General features: G+C 37.5%; 14 protein-coding genes. 8 read left to right on the top strand and 6 right to left on the bottom strand.

The genetic code is table 11. The features are described 5' to 3' along the window. Positions 1-746 precede the first annotated feature (746 nt). From ABID23_RS03355 to lpxK, 6 genes are all read left to right on the top strand, one after another. The gene (locus tag ABID23_RS03355) at positions 747-896 is read left to right on the top strand and encodes a hypothetical protein (protein ID WP_354189324.1); all 150 of its coding nucleotides are present in this window, start codon (positions 747-749) and stop codon (positions 894-896) included. A 627-nt stretch (positions 897-1,523) separates the two neighbouring features. Beyond that, positions 1,524-2,855: a TldD/PmbA family protein gene (locus ABID23_RS03350; protein WP_354189322.1), complete on the top strand. Its 1,332-nt coding sequence runs from the start codon at positions 1,524-1,526 to the stop codon at positions 2,853-2,855. After that, positions 2,842-3,645 carry a 3'(2'),5'-bisphosphate nucleotidase CysQ gene (locus ABID23_RS03345; protein WP_354189320.1) on the top strand — a complete coding sequence of 268 codons (804 nt, stop codon included), beginning with the start codon at positions 2,842-2,844 and terminating at the stop codon, positions 3,643-3,645. Before ABID23_RS03350 ends, ABID23_RS03345 begins: the two co-directional genes overlap by 14 nt. Before the next feature lie 45 nt (positions 3,646-3,690). After that, on the top strand, positions 3,691-3,933 hold the full coding sequence (locus ABID23_RS03340; protein WP_354189318.1) for a DUF4170 domain-containing protein: 243 nt from the start codon (positions 3,691-3,693) through the stop codon (positions 3,931-3,933). 685 nt (positions 3,934-4,618) lie between these two features. Beyond that, complete coding sequence (gene waaA, locus ABID23_RS03335) at positions 4,619-5,941, top strand: lipid IV(A) 3-deoxy-D-manno-octulosonic acid transferase (protein WP_354189316.1); 1,323 nt, start codon at positions 4,619-4,621, stop codon at positions 5,939-5,941. Next, positions 5,931-6,953, top strand: coding sequence for a tetraacyldisaccharide 4'-kinase (gene lpxK, locus ABID23_RS03330; protein ID WP_354189314.1), 1,023 nt, complete (start codon positions 5,931-5,933; stop codon positions 6,951-6,953). The genes waaA and lpxK overlap by 11 nt, the downstream gene beginning before the upstream one ends. Before the next feature lie 386 nt (positions 6,954-7,339). Here the strand turns inward: lpxK and ABID23_RS03325 are convergent, their stop codons facing one another. Both ABID23_RS03325 and mutL read right to left on the bottom strand, forming a co-directional pair. Next, positions 7,340-7,567 (bottom strand): DUF2093 domain-containing protein, encoded by a 228-nt coding sequence (locus tag ABID23_RS03325; protein WP_354189312.1) that lies wholly within the window; start codon positions 7,565-7,567, stop codon positions 7,340-7,342. Positions 7,568-7,678: 111 nt separating this feature from the next. Next, a complete protein-coding gene (mutL, locus tag ABID23_RS03320) occupies positions 7,679-9,535 on the bottom strand; it encodes a DNA mismatch repair endonuclease MutL (protein WP_354189310.1) in 1,857 nt (618 codons plus the stop codon). Between the two features lie 307 nt (positions 9,536-9,842). Between mutL and ABID23_RS03315 the strand changes: the two genes are divergently transcribed. Next, a complete protein-coding gene (locus ABID23_RS03315) occupies positions 9,843-10,928 on the top strand; it encodes a 2'-deoxycytidine 5'-triphosphate deaminase (protein ID WP_354189384.1) in 1,086 nt (361 codons plus the stop codon). 868 nt (positions 10,929-11,796) lie between these two features. Then, the gene (gene lldD, locus ABID23_RS03310; protein WP_354189307.1) at positions 11,797-12,948 is read left to right on the top strand and encodes an FMN-dependent L-lactate dehydrogenase LldD; all 1,152 of its coding nucleotides are present in this window, start codon (positions 11,797-11,799) and stop codon (positions 12,946-12,948) included. A 678-nt stretch (positions 12,949-13,626) separates the two neighbouring features. Here lldD and ABID23_RS03305 read toward each other — a convergent pair. The 4 genes from ABID23_RS03305 to ABID23_RS03290 form a co-directional block, all read right to left on the bottom strand. Continuing rightward, entirely contained in the window at positions 13,627-13,980 is a 354-nt protein-coding gene (locus tag ABID23_RS03305) for a transketolase family protein (RefSeq protein ID WP_354189305.1), read from the bottom strand. A gap of 196 nt (positions 13,981-14,176) precedes the next feature. After that, entirely contained in the window at positions 14,177-14,935 is a 759-nt protein-coding gene (locus ABID23_RS03300) for a transketolase (RefSeq protein WP_354189303.1), read from the bottom strand. Between the two features lie 580 nt (positions 14,936-15,515). Then, the gene (rsmD, locus tag ABID23_RS03295) at positions 15,516-16,073 is read right to left on the bottom strand and encodes a 16S rRNA (guanine(966)-N(2))-methyltransferase RsmD (RefSeq protein WP_354189301.1); all 558 of its coding nucleotides are present in this window, start codon (positions 16,071-16,073) and stop codon (positions 15,516-15,518) included. After that, the gene (locus ABID23_RS03290; protein WP_354189299.1) at positions 16,054-17,451 is read right to left on the bottom strand and encodes a pseudouridine synthase; all 1,398 of its coding nucleotides are present in this window, start codon (positions 17,449-17,451) and stop codon (positions 16,054-16,056) included. Before ABID23_RS03290 ends, rsmD begins: the two co-directional genes overlap by 20 nt. Positions 17,452-17,716 lie beyond the last annotated feature (265 nt).

Below are 17,716 nucleotides of genomic sequence, written 5' to 3'. Positions count from 1 at the left end.
TTTGTCTGAATAAAAATCATAAAGTCTTTTCTTTTCACGAAAACTTACGATCACATCAAATAAAACGCATTCTTGTATATATTTTTTCCAATATCGAATTTTCTATACCTTATGTTTTTTTAATATAAGTCATTGCGACGTAAACTTGATGAGACTTCATAATAAGATATATTCCCTTCTAAAAGGAATATACGAAAAAATTATTTATTTGGAATAGGTTAACAACCATGAAGTCTTCTTTTAACTGAATCACTATTTCTGAAATATTTTCATTGAAATATCATTTTTATGACAGTTCCTATAATTTGTATCTTTAAATCAATTTCCAACACAATCTTCTTGGTAGTTATTCATGTCTGAAATTTAAAGACTTAACACAATTTGTACCTATATCTTCAGTGTTAAAAAGCACTGACCTTTTTGTAAATAACGGAGTACAGAAATACTGCTTAATTTCTATGTTAGAGTTTATTAATAAATTGATTTATATAAACAGTTTATCATTATGCATATTAAATCAAAGTCCTGAATACTGTAAGATTCTCTTATTTCAAATCTGTTTGTTTTGAATCAGTCAAAACTATTCGCTTGCACATCATAAACGAGTTTAACCTATAGATTAAGAATGAGGAAAAAGAACTAAAATGCCTCTAGTAAATCATCTCAATACAAGAGGCTATCACAACACTGAGAGCTGACCAATATAATCATGGTGCCGTCTCGCTCTTAAATATATGGTACAATCAATGGATTTACCATTATTCCACTCACGCGCACCAGCGCAAATGCGCTTAGGATTATTGAGAGATATCTCTTCAAAACAAGCATGTGAAACTGCAACACAATGGCGTTTTGTCTTACGTAAACGACGTATCCCATTCAAAGAAAAAGCATAAAGCAAGGCATAATCTCCATTATTTAATAGACATTACCTTAGATACTTTTAAAAGTCATAAAGCTAAATTTAAAAGAGATAGGAAGTGGTTTTTATCCTTAAAACTTATATTCTTAGCAAAGAAGGCCGTTTTCTCGTCTCATATGCAAGATGCATGATAGTCATTAGGAGAACGAATCCATAAATATAATGAATGATCTTATTGTTAAGGCATCTCTTATGCTTGCGTAAAAATTAAGTGATGCTATAAGTGCCTATAGAAGAGACAACGTGAAAACCAATTTAACACTTCATAGGCATGCGGTTTAAGATATTTTCCAATGATTAACGTTCTTGAAAATTTGAGATAAGTCCAAGTGTTATCGCGTAACTTTCTATTGATTTGATTATAAATACGAACTTGGCTAGGCACAATGATATAAAGTGAATTAAAATGGTGCAAGTTCAAAAATTAAGAACATATTGCACCTAAAAAAACGCTAAAAACGGGGCTTTTTAACGCATTGCAAAAGCAAAAAAGGTATTAAAAATACATAAGTTTATCAATGAGCATAAAAACATTGTATTTTTTTATAAACTTGCTAAATCGCCTATCCCTATGAATGGTTAATATTTAAGGGAGACCATGATGAATGACAAAAACCAGATTGATAAAGCGACTTCATTGGTTGAAGCAGCAAAACGTTCTGGAGCAGATGCTGCCGATGCTGTTATTATTCGATCACATTCTACCAGCGTATCGGTGCGCTTTGGCAAAGTCGAATCGACAGATGCTTCAGAGAGCAATGATTTTACATTAAGGGTTTTTGTTGGAAAAAAAGTAGCCAGTATTTCTTCTAATTTAGCAGCTTGTCCACAAGAGCTTGCAGAACGTGCTGTTGCAATGGCAAAAGCTTCTCCTGATAGTTTATTTGAAGGTTTGGTAGAAAAAGAGTCTTTGGTTACAAACCCTAAAGATCTGAACCTTTTTGATAACTTTTCTCCGAACAGTCATTTTTTAACAGAAGATGCTTTGAAAATGGAAGCAGCCGCTCTTGATGTTAAAGGCGTGAGCAATTCTGGTGGCGCTGCCGCAACTTATGGCAGTGGTGGATTTGTTCTTGTGACCAGCGATGGTTTCTGTGGAACTTATCACTCTAGTTTTTTTTCACGTTCTTGTAGTGCAGTTGCTGGTGAAGGTACAGCAATGGAAAGGGATTATGATTATACCGCAGCCTTACATTTTTCTGACTTAGAAGAGCCAGAAACTGTGGGGAAAAATGCAGGGATTGGAGCGGTTCGACGTTTGGGAGCGGTTCGTGCCACGACAGGAACAGTAGATGTTATTTTTGCCCCACGGACAGCACGCGGCATTGCTGGGCATATTGCCGGTATGGTGAATGGAGCATCTGTCGCGCGCAAAACAAGCCTGTTACAAAATCTCTTAGGAAAAGAAGTGATGAAACCAGGGGTGAATGTGACAGACCAACCTTTGCGATTACGTGGAACCGCTTCTCGCCCTTTCGATGGAGAAGGTGTAGAAGGACAAACACTCAACATCATTGAAAATGGGGTTTTAAAAAACTGGCTTCTTTCATCATCTACAGCACGTGAATTGGGGCTTAAAACCAATGGTCATGGTGTGCGTTCAGCATCATTGGTTCAACCCTCTAGCACCAATTTTGCGATTGAACCAGGTTTAACATCACCTCATGATATGATAAAAAGTCTGCAAAGTGGGTTTTATGTGACAGAATTATTCGGACATGGCATTGATTTTGTTACAGGTCAGTATAGCCGTGGTGCTTCTGGTTTTTGGATTGAAAATGGCGAATTGACTTATCCCGTAAGCGAGATAACACTAGGTTCTGATTTACTCCATATGTTAGCACATTTAACACCTGCAAATGATATTGATCGACGTTATAGTACAGCAGCTCCAACACTTTTAATTGAAAGGATGACACTTGCAGGAAAATAACACGCATCATTCTTCTGATTTAAATCTTTTGCTTGATGTTTGTCGAGAGGCAGGAAATTTAGCAATGGGATATTTTGGAGGTGCGTTGGATGTTTGGATGAAAGAAGGCAATTCTCCTGTCAGTGAAGCAGATTTTGCAGTTGATCGCTTTTTGAAGGAGAAACTTCTGGATGCACGCCCAGATTATGGCTGGATTTCAGAAGAAACAAAAGATGATCGGGATCAAAAAGTTTATAAACGCTACTTTTTGGTTGATCCCATTGATGGAACCCGTGGCTTTCTTTCGGGTAGCACCTATTGGTGTATTTCAGTTGCCATTATTGAAGACAAACGCCCTGTTGTAGGAGTGATACAATGCCCCGTTCAGGGAGATGTTTATGCAGCTGTTACTGGTAAGAGAGCAATGTTAAACGGCGTAAAGATTCCTCTGTTAGCATCTCAAATAAACAAAAAATATAAAGTTTCCATTGATAAATCATTGGCTCAAAAATTACCGAATGATTTTTGCAGTCAAGTTCATTTTTATCGCTATATTCCCTCTCTTGCATATCGTATCGCTCTTGTTGCTCAAAACGAAATCGATATCGTACTGGTCCGCCCCAATTGTCATGCATGGGATATTGCTGCAGCTGATCTTATTTTACAAGAATGTGGAGGATGTCTTCGATCGCTTGATGCACCTATTATATCTTATGGAGAGGAACCTTATCAATACGGACTTTTGATTGCGGGTAAAAATAATTGCTGTCAAGATATGATAGATGTTGTCCGTCAAATCAAGTCCGTTTAATCACATAAAAAATATGCTACAATTTCTTAATGATATGGAGATTATATGACTGAAACGCATGAAAAAAAACAATATTTACATCTTGTATTTGGTGGAGAGCTAAAAAATCTTAAGAGCAATCAATTTAAGAATGTTGATGATTTAGACATCGTCGGTATTTTTCCAAACTACAAATCAGCTCAAGAAGCATGGTTGGCGAAGTCACAAAGCAGTGTTGATAACGCACTACAACGTTATTATATCGTAGACTTGCACAAGTTTCTTGAGACTGAAACAAACGAAGCATAATCAAACTTGAACATGGAGATGAGTCAGAGAATTAAAAAGAAGCAAAATATTTTACAAGAGGTTTTCTAAAAATATTGACTATTTTCTGATAAAAGGGGCATTTGTATAGTTTGTTATTGTTTAAGTAAGTTTTCTATAACATCATCCATTGGGAGAATCTGCTGTGATAAACCGTGAATAAAAGTGTGAAGATACAAAGTTTTTATCTTTGATCACTTTTTTACAGACACTAATGTATCATGGATAGTTTTTTCATTTTCAAAATGGGAAAATTATTTCAACATTTTGATCTTTTTCTCACGCAGATTCCAATGTTTAATTTAAAAAAAAGAGAGAACTTAAACTGGTAAACAAACCAAAAGCATGAAAAATACTTTATGTTTATAGCGATGTATATGAGAATTCTTAGCGTTAAGAATAGTCTTAAAATCTAAAATACGATAATTGTGAATATAAAATGCCTAAAATGAAGAAATAAATTATTTACCTATCCCATTGTACTTTATGGACATATATTTTCATGGAAGAAGATTCTTGAAAACAGACGAGACAGAATTGTATTGCCCCTTTCTTACCATGTTTTTATGAGTAAGGCACTGTTTCTAAAACGATAATATAATAACATATCATACTTGCTAGAAAAAGCTTAATAGATGTCTTAAAACAAGTAAATGAGGTGAGTTTCATGGTGGAACTAAAGGCACGGACAGCTCTTTTAATCTATCGAATGGTTGGCTTTTGCTTATATCCTATTGTTCCTTTTTATTTGTTGCTTCGTACGATCCGTGGAAAAGAAGAACAAGGACGTCAAAAAGAACGTTTGGGTAAAAGCCAAAAAACACGCCCTCAAAGCCCACTCATTTGGTTGCATGCGGCAAGTGTTGGAGAAACACTGGCCCTCGTTCCACTTATTAATTACATTTTATCAATGAACGTCAATATATTGCTCACAACATGCACTGTAACGTCCTCTTCTCTCGCAAAAAAGCACTTTGGTAATCGGTTAATCCATCAATACGCTCCGTTAGATTTAGACAGGGCAGTCCATCGCTTTATCAACCATTGGAAGCCTGATTTAGCACTGATTTGTGAATCGGAAATTTGGCCTCTACGAATTAAAGAACTTGCAAAAATGCGCATTCCACAGATTTTGGTCAATGCGCATATGTCTGAACGCTCTTTTAAAGCTTGGCAAAAACGGCAAATTCTTGCCAAACATATTTTTCAACACATCAATTTAGCTATTGGTCAAAATGAAAGAGATGTCACTTATTACAATGCACTGGGAGTAAAATCTGTTGCATTTTCTGGTAATCTTAAAGCTGATGTTTTACCAATTGAAAATAAAGCACTACTCGCACATTATAGGAATGCTCTTAACAATCGCCCAATTTGGGCAGCAATCTCCACCCATGAAGGAGAAGAAGAAGTTGCTTTTGAGGTTCATAAAATTCTTAAAAATTATTTGCCAGATTTATTAACAATTATTGTGCCCCGTCATCCTGAGCGTTTAGAAGATCTTATCAAAAAATGTGATCATAACAATTTGCGTTTTATCCGTAGAAGCAGCAACACTCTTCCAGATGCAAATACAGATATTCTATGGGGCGATACGATTGGAGAAATGGGGCTTTTTCTCCGCTTGTCAAAAGTTTCTTTCATAGGAAAATCTCTGTGCGGAAATGGTGGGCACAACCCATTGGAGTTGGCGTTGCTCGGTTCAGCTATTTTAACAGGACCGCATGTCTCAAACTTTCAAGAAATGTTTGAACAATTTCTCAAACATGATGCAGCATATATGATTGAAGATACAAAACAACTTTCCATTCAAGTATATAAACTTTTAACAAACGAGATGCTGCGTCAAGAAATGGCTGATAAAGCCTATAAAGTTGCAACAGAAATGGCAGGTGCCCTTGAGCGCACATTAAAACTTCTTGAGCCATTCTTGCAACCTCTGGTCATACAAACCGGCTTGAATCAACATCGGGATCACTATGCACATTAGCACACCGCATTTTTGGTGGAAAGATAAGAGCTTTTTACGTTTTTTATTAACTCCAATTGCTTGTATATACGGTTACTTTTCAAAACGCCGTATGACAAAACAGCCCCCTATTATTGATCTTCCCGTTTTATGTATTGGCAACTTCACATGTGGTGGCACCGGAAAAACACCTGTTGTTATTGCTTTTGCTCAAATCGCTAAAGAACTCGGTTTCACACCTGGTATTGTCTCACGTGGGTATGGTGGAACCATGAAGGGAGTTCATCTTGTCGATGAGACGCATGACAGCGCATATGATGTGGGTGATGAAGCGCTCTTACTGGTACAGCATGCTTTTGTCGCTATATCAGCAGACCGTTATGCAGCAGCACAACGACTCAAACAAGAAGGATGTAACTTCATTTTGATGGATGATGGCTTTCAAAGCCGCCGTCTTTACATGGATTATGCATTACTCGTTGTCGATGCAATGCGTGGTTTTGGGAATAAAGCTGTTTTTCCAGCAGGACCTTTGCGTGTATCCTTAAAAACACAGCTTTCTTTGACGGACAGTGTGTTATTAATTGGTCACTCAGAAAAACATAACAAGATTTCTGACCATATCACAGGTGCTGGAAAACCATTGCATTATGCACATTTTCAATCGATAGCCTCTGATGAGATCGTAGGGAAATCATTTTTAGCATTTGCCGGTATTGGCAATCCAGACAAGTTTTTTAAATCCATTAAAGAACTTTCAGGTCATGTGGCGCAAATTTATTCTTATCCTGATCACTATTTTTTTACAAACACAGATTTACAAAACCTTGCCCAAAAAGCGAAAGCACAAAACTTATGGCTCGCGACAACGGCTAAAGATTATGTACGTATCAAAACAAGCAATATGCAAAAAGACTTAAAAAACCTTATTATATTTGATGTTAAAGTTGATTTTTCCCAAAAAGACTTTTGTCAAAACCTCCTTAAAGAAGTGATGGACCGCTTTCAACAACGGGTTAATTTACCATCATAAATCACCATTTTACAATTTTAATCATAACCCCAAATATTGTAGGATAAGATCACCCTAAGCCATCTCTTGCATCAAGAAGAAACACTTTCTTGCATGTCACAAATGGGACTGAGTGAGACGATCATATGGATAAAAACTGTATATGGAACAAAAACACAAGGGTTGTAGCAACACCCATAAGCTTGCAAATATCATATGCTACCCGCTTATCCCCTTATAAAAATGATGACACGCAGGGACTTTATCATTACACTATTTACGATAGGCTATCGTGAAATAGATTTGAAAATACAAAAAAATATTTCTTTTTTAGAAAATGTTACCCCCCTTCTTAAAAGGCTGAATTTATCATTTTCAATCAGTTATTTTGTTCTTTTTTAACATTTCTATTTTTCTAACAATTGTTGCAGATATGGATTGCACTCAAGTTCACGACGATAGGAAATCTCACAACTAGCATAGGCTTCTTGACGATGATGATTCCAATATTTTAAATCATCTATTGGGATTTTTTGTCCACTGACAGCACAAACAGTATAAGTGCCATATTCTACAATTTTATATCCATTATTGGAATAATGGATTTTTGCTTCGCGTTCATCAGCAGAAAACATTTTTTATACGTCCTTTCTGTTTTGTGAGAAACAGAAGTAAAATGCCATAAGATGCCTTATGAAGTCGAGAAGAAACTAAAAATATTTTTTATTATAAAAGCGCGGAATGATTTATTTTCTTCCAAAAAGCCTCTCTATATCAGCCAATTTGAGTTCGATATAAGTAGGACGACCGTGATTACACGTTCCTGTATGAGGCGTTGCTTCTATTTGTCGTAAAAGTGCATTCATTTCTTCAGGGCGCAAAAGACGTCCCGACCGTATTGATCCATGACACGCCATTGTCGCGGCAACATAATCCAGCATTGCTTTTAAATTATCCGTTGTATCATATTCAGCAGCTTCATCTGCAAGATCTTTGATAAGAGCCTGTACATCTATTTCTCCTAACATGGAGGGTGTTTCACGCACAACGATTGCGCCAGGTCCAAATGCTTCTATTCCCAAACCAAATTTCTGCAAAGCATCTTTGTGTGTTAAAAGACTTGTTGCATCTTCTTCAGAGAGTTCTACAATTTCAGGGATAAGCAACAATTGTGAAGGAAGAGCGGTGGAATAAAGTGCCTTTTTGAGTGCTTCATAAACCAGTCGTTCATGAGCAGCATGTTGATCAACAATAATCAAACTATCTTGGGTCTGAGCAATAATATAGTTTTTATGAATTTGTGCCCTTGCCGCCCCGAGTGGATAAGCTATCTCTTCTGATGAAGACGTTGTATTGGGGATATAAGCATCACCGCTTGGTGTATCTAAACCTGCCATAAGAGAAGTCGTATTTTCTTTAAAACCAACAGAACCTGCCCTACCCAACGACTTATGAATCATTGACGCCACTTCAGAATGATGAGGCTGTGGACTATAATGAGGCTTTGCGCTACAAAAAGAAGATTTCTGAGGGATTTGAAAGGCTTTCAATGGTTGTTGTGTTTGAAATGCAGCCAACATTGCTTCAGAACGCGTTGTCGTCGAGCGAACACCAGTATGATGCAATGCTTCACGAATGGCCCCCACAATTAAACCACGAATTAAACCTGTATCACGGAAGCGAACATCTGCTTTGGCTGGGTGAACGTTAACATCCACATCGGCGGGAGGCAGATCAATAAAAAGAATAGAAACGGGATAACGATCCCGAGTCATGACATCAGCATAAGCCCCTCGAATGGCGCCCCAAAGAAATTTATCACGCACAGGGCGTCCATTCACATAAGCAAATTGATGAAGACTATTGCCACGATTAAAGGAAGGCAAACAAGCAAATCCCGTAAGGCGAACAGATTCACGTTCAGCATTTAGGGCAATACTGTTGGGAGCAAAATCTTTACCCATAATTTGAGTAATACGTTGTAATTGCCCTTGAGTATTATTTTCTGTTGCAGGGAGTTCCATAGAGGTTCTATCTGGTCCGGAAAGAGAAAACCGAATATGGGGAAATGCAATAGAAATCCGTTTGACCATATCGGTAATGGCATTCATTTCAGCACGATCCGTTTTCATAAACTTTAGTCGTGCTGGTGTAACAAAAAAAAGGTCGCGGACCTCAACAATTGTTCCAGTATTTGCTGCCGCTGGTTTGGGGCCAACAACCTTCCCTGCTGTGACAGTAATTTCAGCAGCACTATCAGCAGCTTGCGTTCGTGACGTCAGTTTAAGTTTTGCAACAGAACCAATAGAAGGTAAAGCCTCTCCTCTAAACCCGAGGAAACAGATATTGTGGACATCATCGGTAATTTTGGAAGTACAATGGCGCGAAACTGCCAATGTTAACTGATCAACAGGAATACCACAGCCATTATCACTGACCTTTATAAGGCTTTTTCCACCATTGGCTGTAACAATTTCAATTCGCGTTGCTCCAGCATCAATGGCATTTTCTACAAGCTCTTTGACAACATTCGCCGGTCTCTCAATAACTTCTCCAGCAGCAATTTGGTTAATAATATTTTCGCTGAGATGACGTATGATCATAATAAATTCTAACAGAATTCTTGCGGGTTCTACAGAGACTTTGCGCCATGATAGCACTATTTGTTTAACATTCAAGAAGAAGAATATGTCAAAGTCGTTATTCTCAAAAGAGCAATTATTGACTTTTAAAGAATATCAACCAAGCTTTATTTTATTGTTTATGGCATTGACATATAAACTGGAGCAGCTAATCCGTTAACAAAATGAAAGGGAATAACTTTTATAGTCTTAAAATATCTTGCACCAAAAAAGCATCTGAGCCAAAAAGAGAAGAAATAAAAATAGAAGGTAAAACAATATGGTGCGTATGCGTATAAGCGGTATTTTAGCAGATCGTGATATACAAGGTCTCATCGAGAATGACATCCTCAAAGCCCTTTGTCCATTTGATGCAACCCAAATACAACCAGCAAGTCTTGACCTTCGTTTAGGCAAAAAAGCCTATCGTATACGTGCTTCCTTTATGCCAGGGGCTGATGTCAAAGTTTTAGATAAACTCGAACGATTAAAATTGCACGAATTTGATTTGCAAGAAGGAGCCGTCTTAGAAACAGGATGTGTTTATATTGTTCCGCTTTTAGAAAATTTGGCTTTACCCAAAACTTTATCAGCTGTTGCCAATCCTAAAAGCTCGACCGGAAGATTGGATATTTTTACACGTGTCATTACCGATAATGCCCAAGAATTCGATAAGATTTATGCCGGCTATCATGGTCCAATTTATCTTGAAATCAGTCCACGCACATTTCCAATTTTGGTGCGGACCGGTTCACGTTTATCTCAACTTCGATTTCGCAAAGGATGCAGTTATTTAAAAGAAATTGAATTGCAGGCTTTGCATACGAATGAAACATTGATATCAGAAGATGTTCCTAACATTAGTGCAAACGGCATTGGGCTTTCCATTAATTTAAAAGGAGATGAAAATGGACTTGTAGGCTATCGTGGGAAGCACCATACAAGTGTTATTGACATCGATAAACACGCGACTGCTCATATTTTAGATTTCTGGGAACCTCTTTTTGACCGTGGTCAAAGGGAACTGATTCTTGATCCGGATGAGTTTTATATTTTAGTATCACGAGAAGCTGTCCATGTTCCCCCACTTTACGCAGCTGAAATGACCCCCTTTGATCCTTTAGTTGGTGAATTTAGAGTGCATTATGCCGGTTTTTTCGACCCAGGATTTGGACATGTAGCATCCGGTGGAAAAGGAGCAAAAGCAGTTTTGGAAATCCGCAGCCATGAAGTTCCATTTATCTTAGAACACGGTCAAATGATTGGCCGTTTGGTATATGAACATATGCTTAATCAACCCTCTACTCTTTATGGACATGATAGCGGATCACATTATCAAGCGCAGGGATTAAAATTATCTAAACATTTTAAATGAATGAGAAAACATGAATTTTTCTCAAATATTTATCTATTTCAATAGAGAAAAATTTGACTTTTCAAAAAGAGCGTCCGTCTCCCATTTGTTTGTTTCTGCACATCAAATATGCAAAACTCATTGCCATCTATAACTACATCTCTTAAAAAAACTTGAATAAAGAACCGATCTATTGTGTTAGACAAAGACCATTAAAAACAAGCCGTCCATGTTATGACAAAAATACTCATCAATTAAGAATTTTTGTCCATATTTTTTAATATTATTCAATATCTTAAATCAAACGTCAATCACGCTCTTTCTCTATAAACCATGTTCTTATTTTGATTGAGAGCTGTTTAGCATTTTGGCAAAGTTTTCAAGACCATGCACATGGCTATGCCCCATTTATAGTATAATAAAAGATAGCATCCAAAATGAAATCTTTCTATTTATATCTATTCATATTTAAAAGACTTTTAAATACCCTAAGTACATTGAAAGAAGTATATTTTGATAAGCAGAACATTTTTAAAATAAAACATCATAAAATCGATATTACTTTAAAGATAGAGGGCATCATTTAAATTATTTCTCAAAAAACAATTGTTATAAAATACTCTTACAGATGGATTCTCGGATATAGTCTGAACCACAATGTACATTTGTGGATGATTGATAATAACTTGAACATTATAGGATTTTTAATTCAAAAAAGAGTCATAAAAATATTATTTTCATAAACGTGTTTTTTTGAGTTGCAATCTCCATTGTCTCCTTTTACTGAATGAAATATTTGGGAGGATATCGAATAATAGAAGATATGCGGGGTGGTTTTTATTCGTTTTAAAGTGTCTTTGCTTTTCATTTAGAAACAGTGGTACTATTCATGATTATTTCTTCGATATTCGATTACCGTAAAGCGGCAAAACGTCGACTTCCTCCTTTCCTTTTTCACTATATTGATGGTGGAGCTTATGCTGAAGAAACGTTGCGACACAATTGTACCGATCTTCAAACCCTTGCACTACGTCAAAGAATTCTAAAGCAAATTAATGATATTGATCTTGCAACGAAACTTTTTGATCAAACCCTTCACTTACCAATTATACTCGCACCTGTGGGGTTAACGGGCATGTATGCGCGCCGTGGTGAAGTACAAGCTGCACGTGCAGCCGTTGCCAAGGGTATTCCTTTTACGCTCTCCTCGGTTTCAGTCTGCCCCATTGCAGAAGTACAAAAAGCCGTTGGAAATGCATTTTGGTTCCAGCTCTATGTTCTCAAAGATCGTGGCTTTATGCGCGATGCATTAGAGCGAGCTTGGGCATCTGGTGTACGAACCTTAGTTTTTACTGTCGATATGCCGGTTCCTGGTGCACGTTATCGCGATGCACATTCAGGAATGTCTGGACCTTATGCTAAGATACGCCGTATTTTACAAGCTTTTACCCACCCACACTGGGCATGGAATGTTGGTATCATGGGACATCCACATGATCTTGGAAATGTTTCTACCTATTTGCAAAAGCAAATTGCGCTGGACGACTATGTTGGCTGGCTTGGTGCCAATTTTGATTCATCAATTGGTTGGCGTGATCTGCAATGGATTCGAGATTTTTGGAAGGGAAAAATGATTTTGAAAGGTATCCTTGATCCAGAAGATGCACGAGAGGCCGTACAATTTGGTGCTGATGGCATTGTTGTTTCCAATCACGGTGGACGCCAACTGGATGGTGTCTTATCAACAGCACGAGCATTACCAGCTATTGCCGAAGCTGTAAAAAACGATTTGACCATTTTAGTGGATTCTGGTGTTCGTTCTGGCCTTGATGTTGTACGCATGATCGCTCAAGGCGCAGATGCCGTCATGATTGGTCGTGCTTTTGTTTATGCACTTGCAGCCGCAGGTGAAAAAGGTGTCGCGCACCTCCTTGATCTTTTTGCCAATGAAATGCGCGTAGCGATGACACTAACCGGTGCACAAACGATTAAAGAGATTACACGTGAGAGTTTAGTGAATACAGACGCTTTTAAGCAATAAAAGCAACGTTTTATACTCCTCCATAAAAAGAGAACCCTTTTTATGGAGGAGTATATTTTATAGATATATTGGCTGCTGCTATACAGTGAAAAGCTTAACAATAATCAACGCAAAAAAAGTATAAATAAAACCGTGTGGCTTTTTATTCACTTTAGCAAAACTTTACTTTAAGGATAAAAAGGGACAAGCGCTGCCAATAAAGGTAAAACAACAGTTGACACAGAAAAAATCCCCATAAATAATGCTGTTAACATTTTTTACTCCTCTTTATAAGAACATCTAAAATAAAAATGTACTTATGAATTATTTTTTCACATTGTTATAAAAGGTAAATTTATAAATATTAGTCATTTATATTTTAATTTACACCTTTATTAACATAATGTATACTTCATTTTATTTAAAGTGTCAATATGTATTATTATAATCTATAGTAATAGTAAAAATAGATGAAGAAATATGTTTTATATCTTCTGTATATTATATCATTGCTAACGCTGTTTTCACGATACCATCCGGGCTGATTCCATAACTTGCTAACACCTCCAGTTGGCTTCCGTTCCGGATTGGCTCGTCTGGTATTCCTAGTGATGAAAATTTGCAACAGGGTGTTTTCCTAAACGTATATAAACCGGCATAGGGTTGCTCAGTGCCAAGAAAATGGCCGCTTCGGTTTCTTTATTTATCTGCAGAAGCAATAATAGCTATGTTCGCAAGAGCACGAAGCAAAGCAAAGTCGGAAATGGCGTGATGTGTCGCCTCAAGTGGTCCATAACTCACACCAGCGCTAATACCGATCAATCGAACAGGGTTTTCGCAATAACCAATATCGACCTTTATTTGTTCAAGTGCACGCGTTGTCAAAAAACACGCTTGCGAAACAACAAAGGGCTTTTTTCCACACGAAGCAAAATCAGCAGCAACGCCGACTAAATTTTGTTCTGCAATTCCAGCTTCTATAAGACATTCCGGATGGAGTTTTGCAAAGTGATCAATTTTTTCCAGATATTCGTGAATCAGCTGTGAGAACAACAAGATTCTTATCAAACTGTGCTATTTGTATAAGAGTCTGACTCAAAATTTCGAGGTTAGAAAATTTCACATTGTTTTGTGTTTCTTGATGCGAAGTCTTCATGCTCATTCTCTCATCGATTGAATTTTTGTCTGAATTTCATCAAAAACAATCTTACATTCTTCCTCTGTTGGAACTTTGTGGTGCCAGCCTATGTCATTTTCCATCATGGAAATTCCACCCCCCCTTTATGGTATTCATCACTATTGCTGTTGATTTGTCTTGGTGAAATGGAAGAGAGCCCAATGATCTTTTTAGTTGTGTTATATCATGGCCATCAATTTCTACCACATGCCACCCAAAACTTATAAATTTATCGACTAAAGGCTCTGTTTTCATTAAAATATCCGTTGCCCCCGTAATTTGCAGCCGATTTCTATCCACAACGGCAATAAGATTACTGACTTTATAGTGTGCTGAAAAGAGTACAGCCTCCCAGATGGATCCCTCTGTCATTTCGCCATCGCCAAGAAGTACAAAAACACGATAGGATTGAGAGTTAAGCTTTCCAGAAAGAGCCATTCCCGCACCAAGAGATAAGCCGTGCCCAAGAGAACCTGTGCTTTGCTCAATCCCAGGAACTTTTTTGGTTACATGGCCAATAAAATTTGAACCAAAGCTTAAATATGTATCGAGAAGTTGAGGATCAAAATATCCCATTTCTGATAAGACAATATACAACGCTTCAACCGCATGTCCTTTACTTTGAATATATCGATCACGATCAGGATCATGAATGCGCGTTGGATTTATTTGAAGAATGTATTTGTATAAAATATAAATGAAATCAATACAGGAAAGGCTACTCGCTGTATGTTCAGCTTTCGCTTTTCTAATGAGATCAAGAATTTTAAAACGTAAGTGGAGAGCATAAATTACATTGTCAATATCTGCTTTATTTTCTGCATAAACCATATCCTCTCCCCCCTTAGAAGATTTATCAAATGATCATTTTATACGCGACTTTTCCTTATATTTTGAACGTATAAAATAATTTACAAAAAATACGCTGTCTCATAAAGCTTATGCAGAGAGTATGTCAGTGTTGTCAAAAAATGCAAATTTATTTTAAAAAATATTTTTATATATTGCTTCATAGCCGCACTTTGTCGATATTTTTTACACACACATAAAAAGCCATGAAACTATCGATTTTAAAGAAAATCGCCGTTTTTATAATCTTGTCAAGCATTTTGGACATAAGCAGCAAAGTTGCAAATACAATGACACTTTTTTATATGACCAACCTAAAATGGAGCCTATTGTGCGAACCATAAGAAGATCACTCAAGCTATCCTGTATATCCATAAATATATCCTGTAAAAATAAGAGATTGTAGGTGTGTCATGAAAAATAGATACATAAAATCTTTATGCATCTTTGATTAATTTTACAAACAACCTTCAATGAATAAAGCAATCGCTTGATAAAAAGAGAGACAAAAAAATCTCTCTAATCCTATAAAATGAAAATAGGAACTTTCTCAAGCCTGACATTATGAATGCAGTTTATAAAAACGTATCGCTGTCTCACCATAAAAACGCTCATCATCAAGATAAAATATATCAGGCAAGTGAATCAAAGCATCTTTCTTTTCTTCAAGCACAAAAAGTGTATCAACTTTTGCCCAGCCGCCCCTCAGCGCTTCCACAAAAGCACGCTCACCCAAACAATGACCATAGGGGGGGTCTGCACAAATAACATCAAATGGCAGCATGGTTCCAATATTGCCTAGTTTTGTTGCATCACGACGTAAAATACGTCCAATAGACTGTAACTCAAAAGCTTCAATATTTTTTTGCAACAGTCCACGCCCCTCAACTGAATTTTCAACAAAAACAGCAGCTTTTGCACCACGCGATAGAGCCTCTATACCTAAAGCACCAGTGCCAGCAAAAAGATCAAGAATACGTTTACCAGTCCAAAATTTTTCTTCTCGACTTGCAAGAATATTGAAAAGACTTTCACGCGTACGATCGCTCGTTGGGCGGATCGACTGCCCCACAGGCGTAAACAAAACACGTCCAGCAAATTTACCGCCGACGATCCGCACGTGATCCTCCAAATTTCTTCGCTGTTTTTGTATGACCTTTTTGTGATTTCGATTTTTTTATACCCCCATCAAATGATTTATCCTTGCGTTTTTTCTCAAAAGAACGTTCATCATAATGACCCTTTATACTCTTTTCTTCTTTCTTGAAAAAACGCTCCTTTTTGCTCACAAAACGCGCCTCACCAAAAGATTTTTTACCGTGATTTTGGTTAAAATGCGTCTCTCTTTCCTTCTGCAACGGAGCATCTAATGGCTTCTCTCTTCCTTTATGCGCAGACTTTTGACTCTTTAAATTGCTTTTATGTTCATGAGAGGGCTTTTCACTATAGCAAGACTTCTTACGCACACTTTGTGGACGTGCACCCGGTGCCATCCAAACATTAGAACGACGCGAACGAGCCAAAAAACGCTCTGCTTTTCCGTCCTCATTCTGATTCTTATCCATAAGTTTTTCATCCGATTTTGCCCCCAATCGTGATTGATCGCGCTTAACAGCCCCTCCTTTCTGTCTGCGATCTCTCCCACTTGAAAAAACCCAATCCTCATGCGAAACAGGAAAATCTTTACCACTTTGTTTTTCTGCAATAATCGTAGAATTGGAAAAGGGTTTTAGAACAGGAGAATCAAAATCTGCATTGGCTTGCATAATTAAACGCTCACCTAATTGCTTACGCAACGTCCGCCCTTTTATCTCACGAACAGCCCCTTCTTCCAAATCAGCGAGCTGAAATGGACCATAAGAGACACGAATTAAACGGTTAATAGATAATCCTAATGCACCTAAAACCTTCTTTATTTCACGATTTTTTCCTTCACGCAAAGCCACAGAAAGCCATATATTGGTCCCTTGTTCACGTTCAATTGATGCCTCAATCGAACCATAAAAAACACCATGAACCGCGATACCATTTTTAAGGTTATCAAGTGCACTCTGTTTGACTTTTCCATGGGCGCGCACCCGATATTTGCGCACCCACCCTGTTAAAGGAAGCTCTAATACACGTGCTAAACCACCATCATTGGTTAACAGTAAAAGCCCTTCTGTGTTAATATCAAGCCTCCCGACAGAAAGAACACGCGGCATTTCTTTTGGTAAACGGCTAAAAACTGTTGGTCTTCCTTCCGGATCACGGTTCGTAGTCACAAGCCCGACCGGCTTATGGTAAAGCCATAACCGCGTCCGTTCCATAGGAGGCAAAGGCTTTCCATCAACTTTAATAACATCAGAGCGCGTTACGTTAAAAGCAGGCGTTGTCACAACTTTACCATTCACAACAATACGACCTGCAACAATCATCATTTCTGCATCACGACGTGAAGCAATGCCTGCACGCGCTAACCTTTTGGCAATTCGCTCACTTTCACTATTTTCATTCATCTATTCTCTACACCAACTTCTTTCAGAATATTCAGAAAATCACATATTCACACCATACCGCTTACCCTAAAAAAGGGGGAGAACACAATCATTTATTCTTTTCTATCCTCTAGCAGCAATAATGTAGGCGTTTACGTGACCATTTGTTTTTTATATTAAAAATATAATGCCCTTTTATGCTTAAAAGGACGATGTCTTACGCATTTTATGGTAATCTTCTCTATGAATTATGAAGAATCCTTTTAAATCCCCACGCTTAAGTAGA

The organism is Bartonella silvatica (genome assembly GCF_040545155.1).
In the GTDB taxonomy this organism is placed as follows: domain Bacteria; phylum Pseudomonadota; class Alphaproteobacteria; order Rhizobiales; family Rhizobiaceae; genus Bartonella; species Bartonella silvatica.
This window is presented reverse-complemented; position numbering and strand designations above follow the sequence as displayed.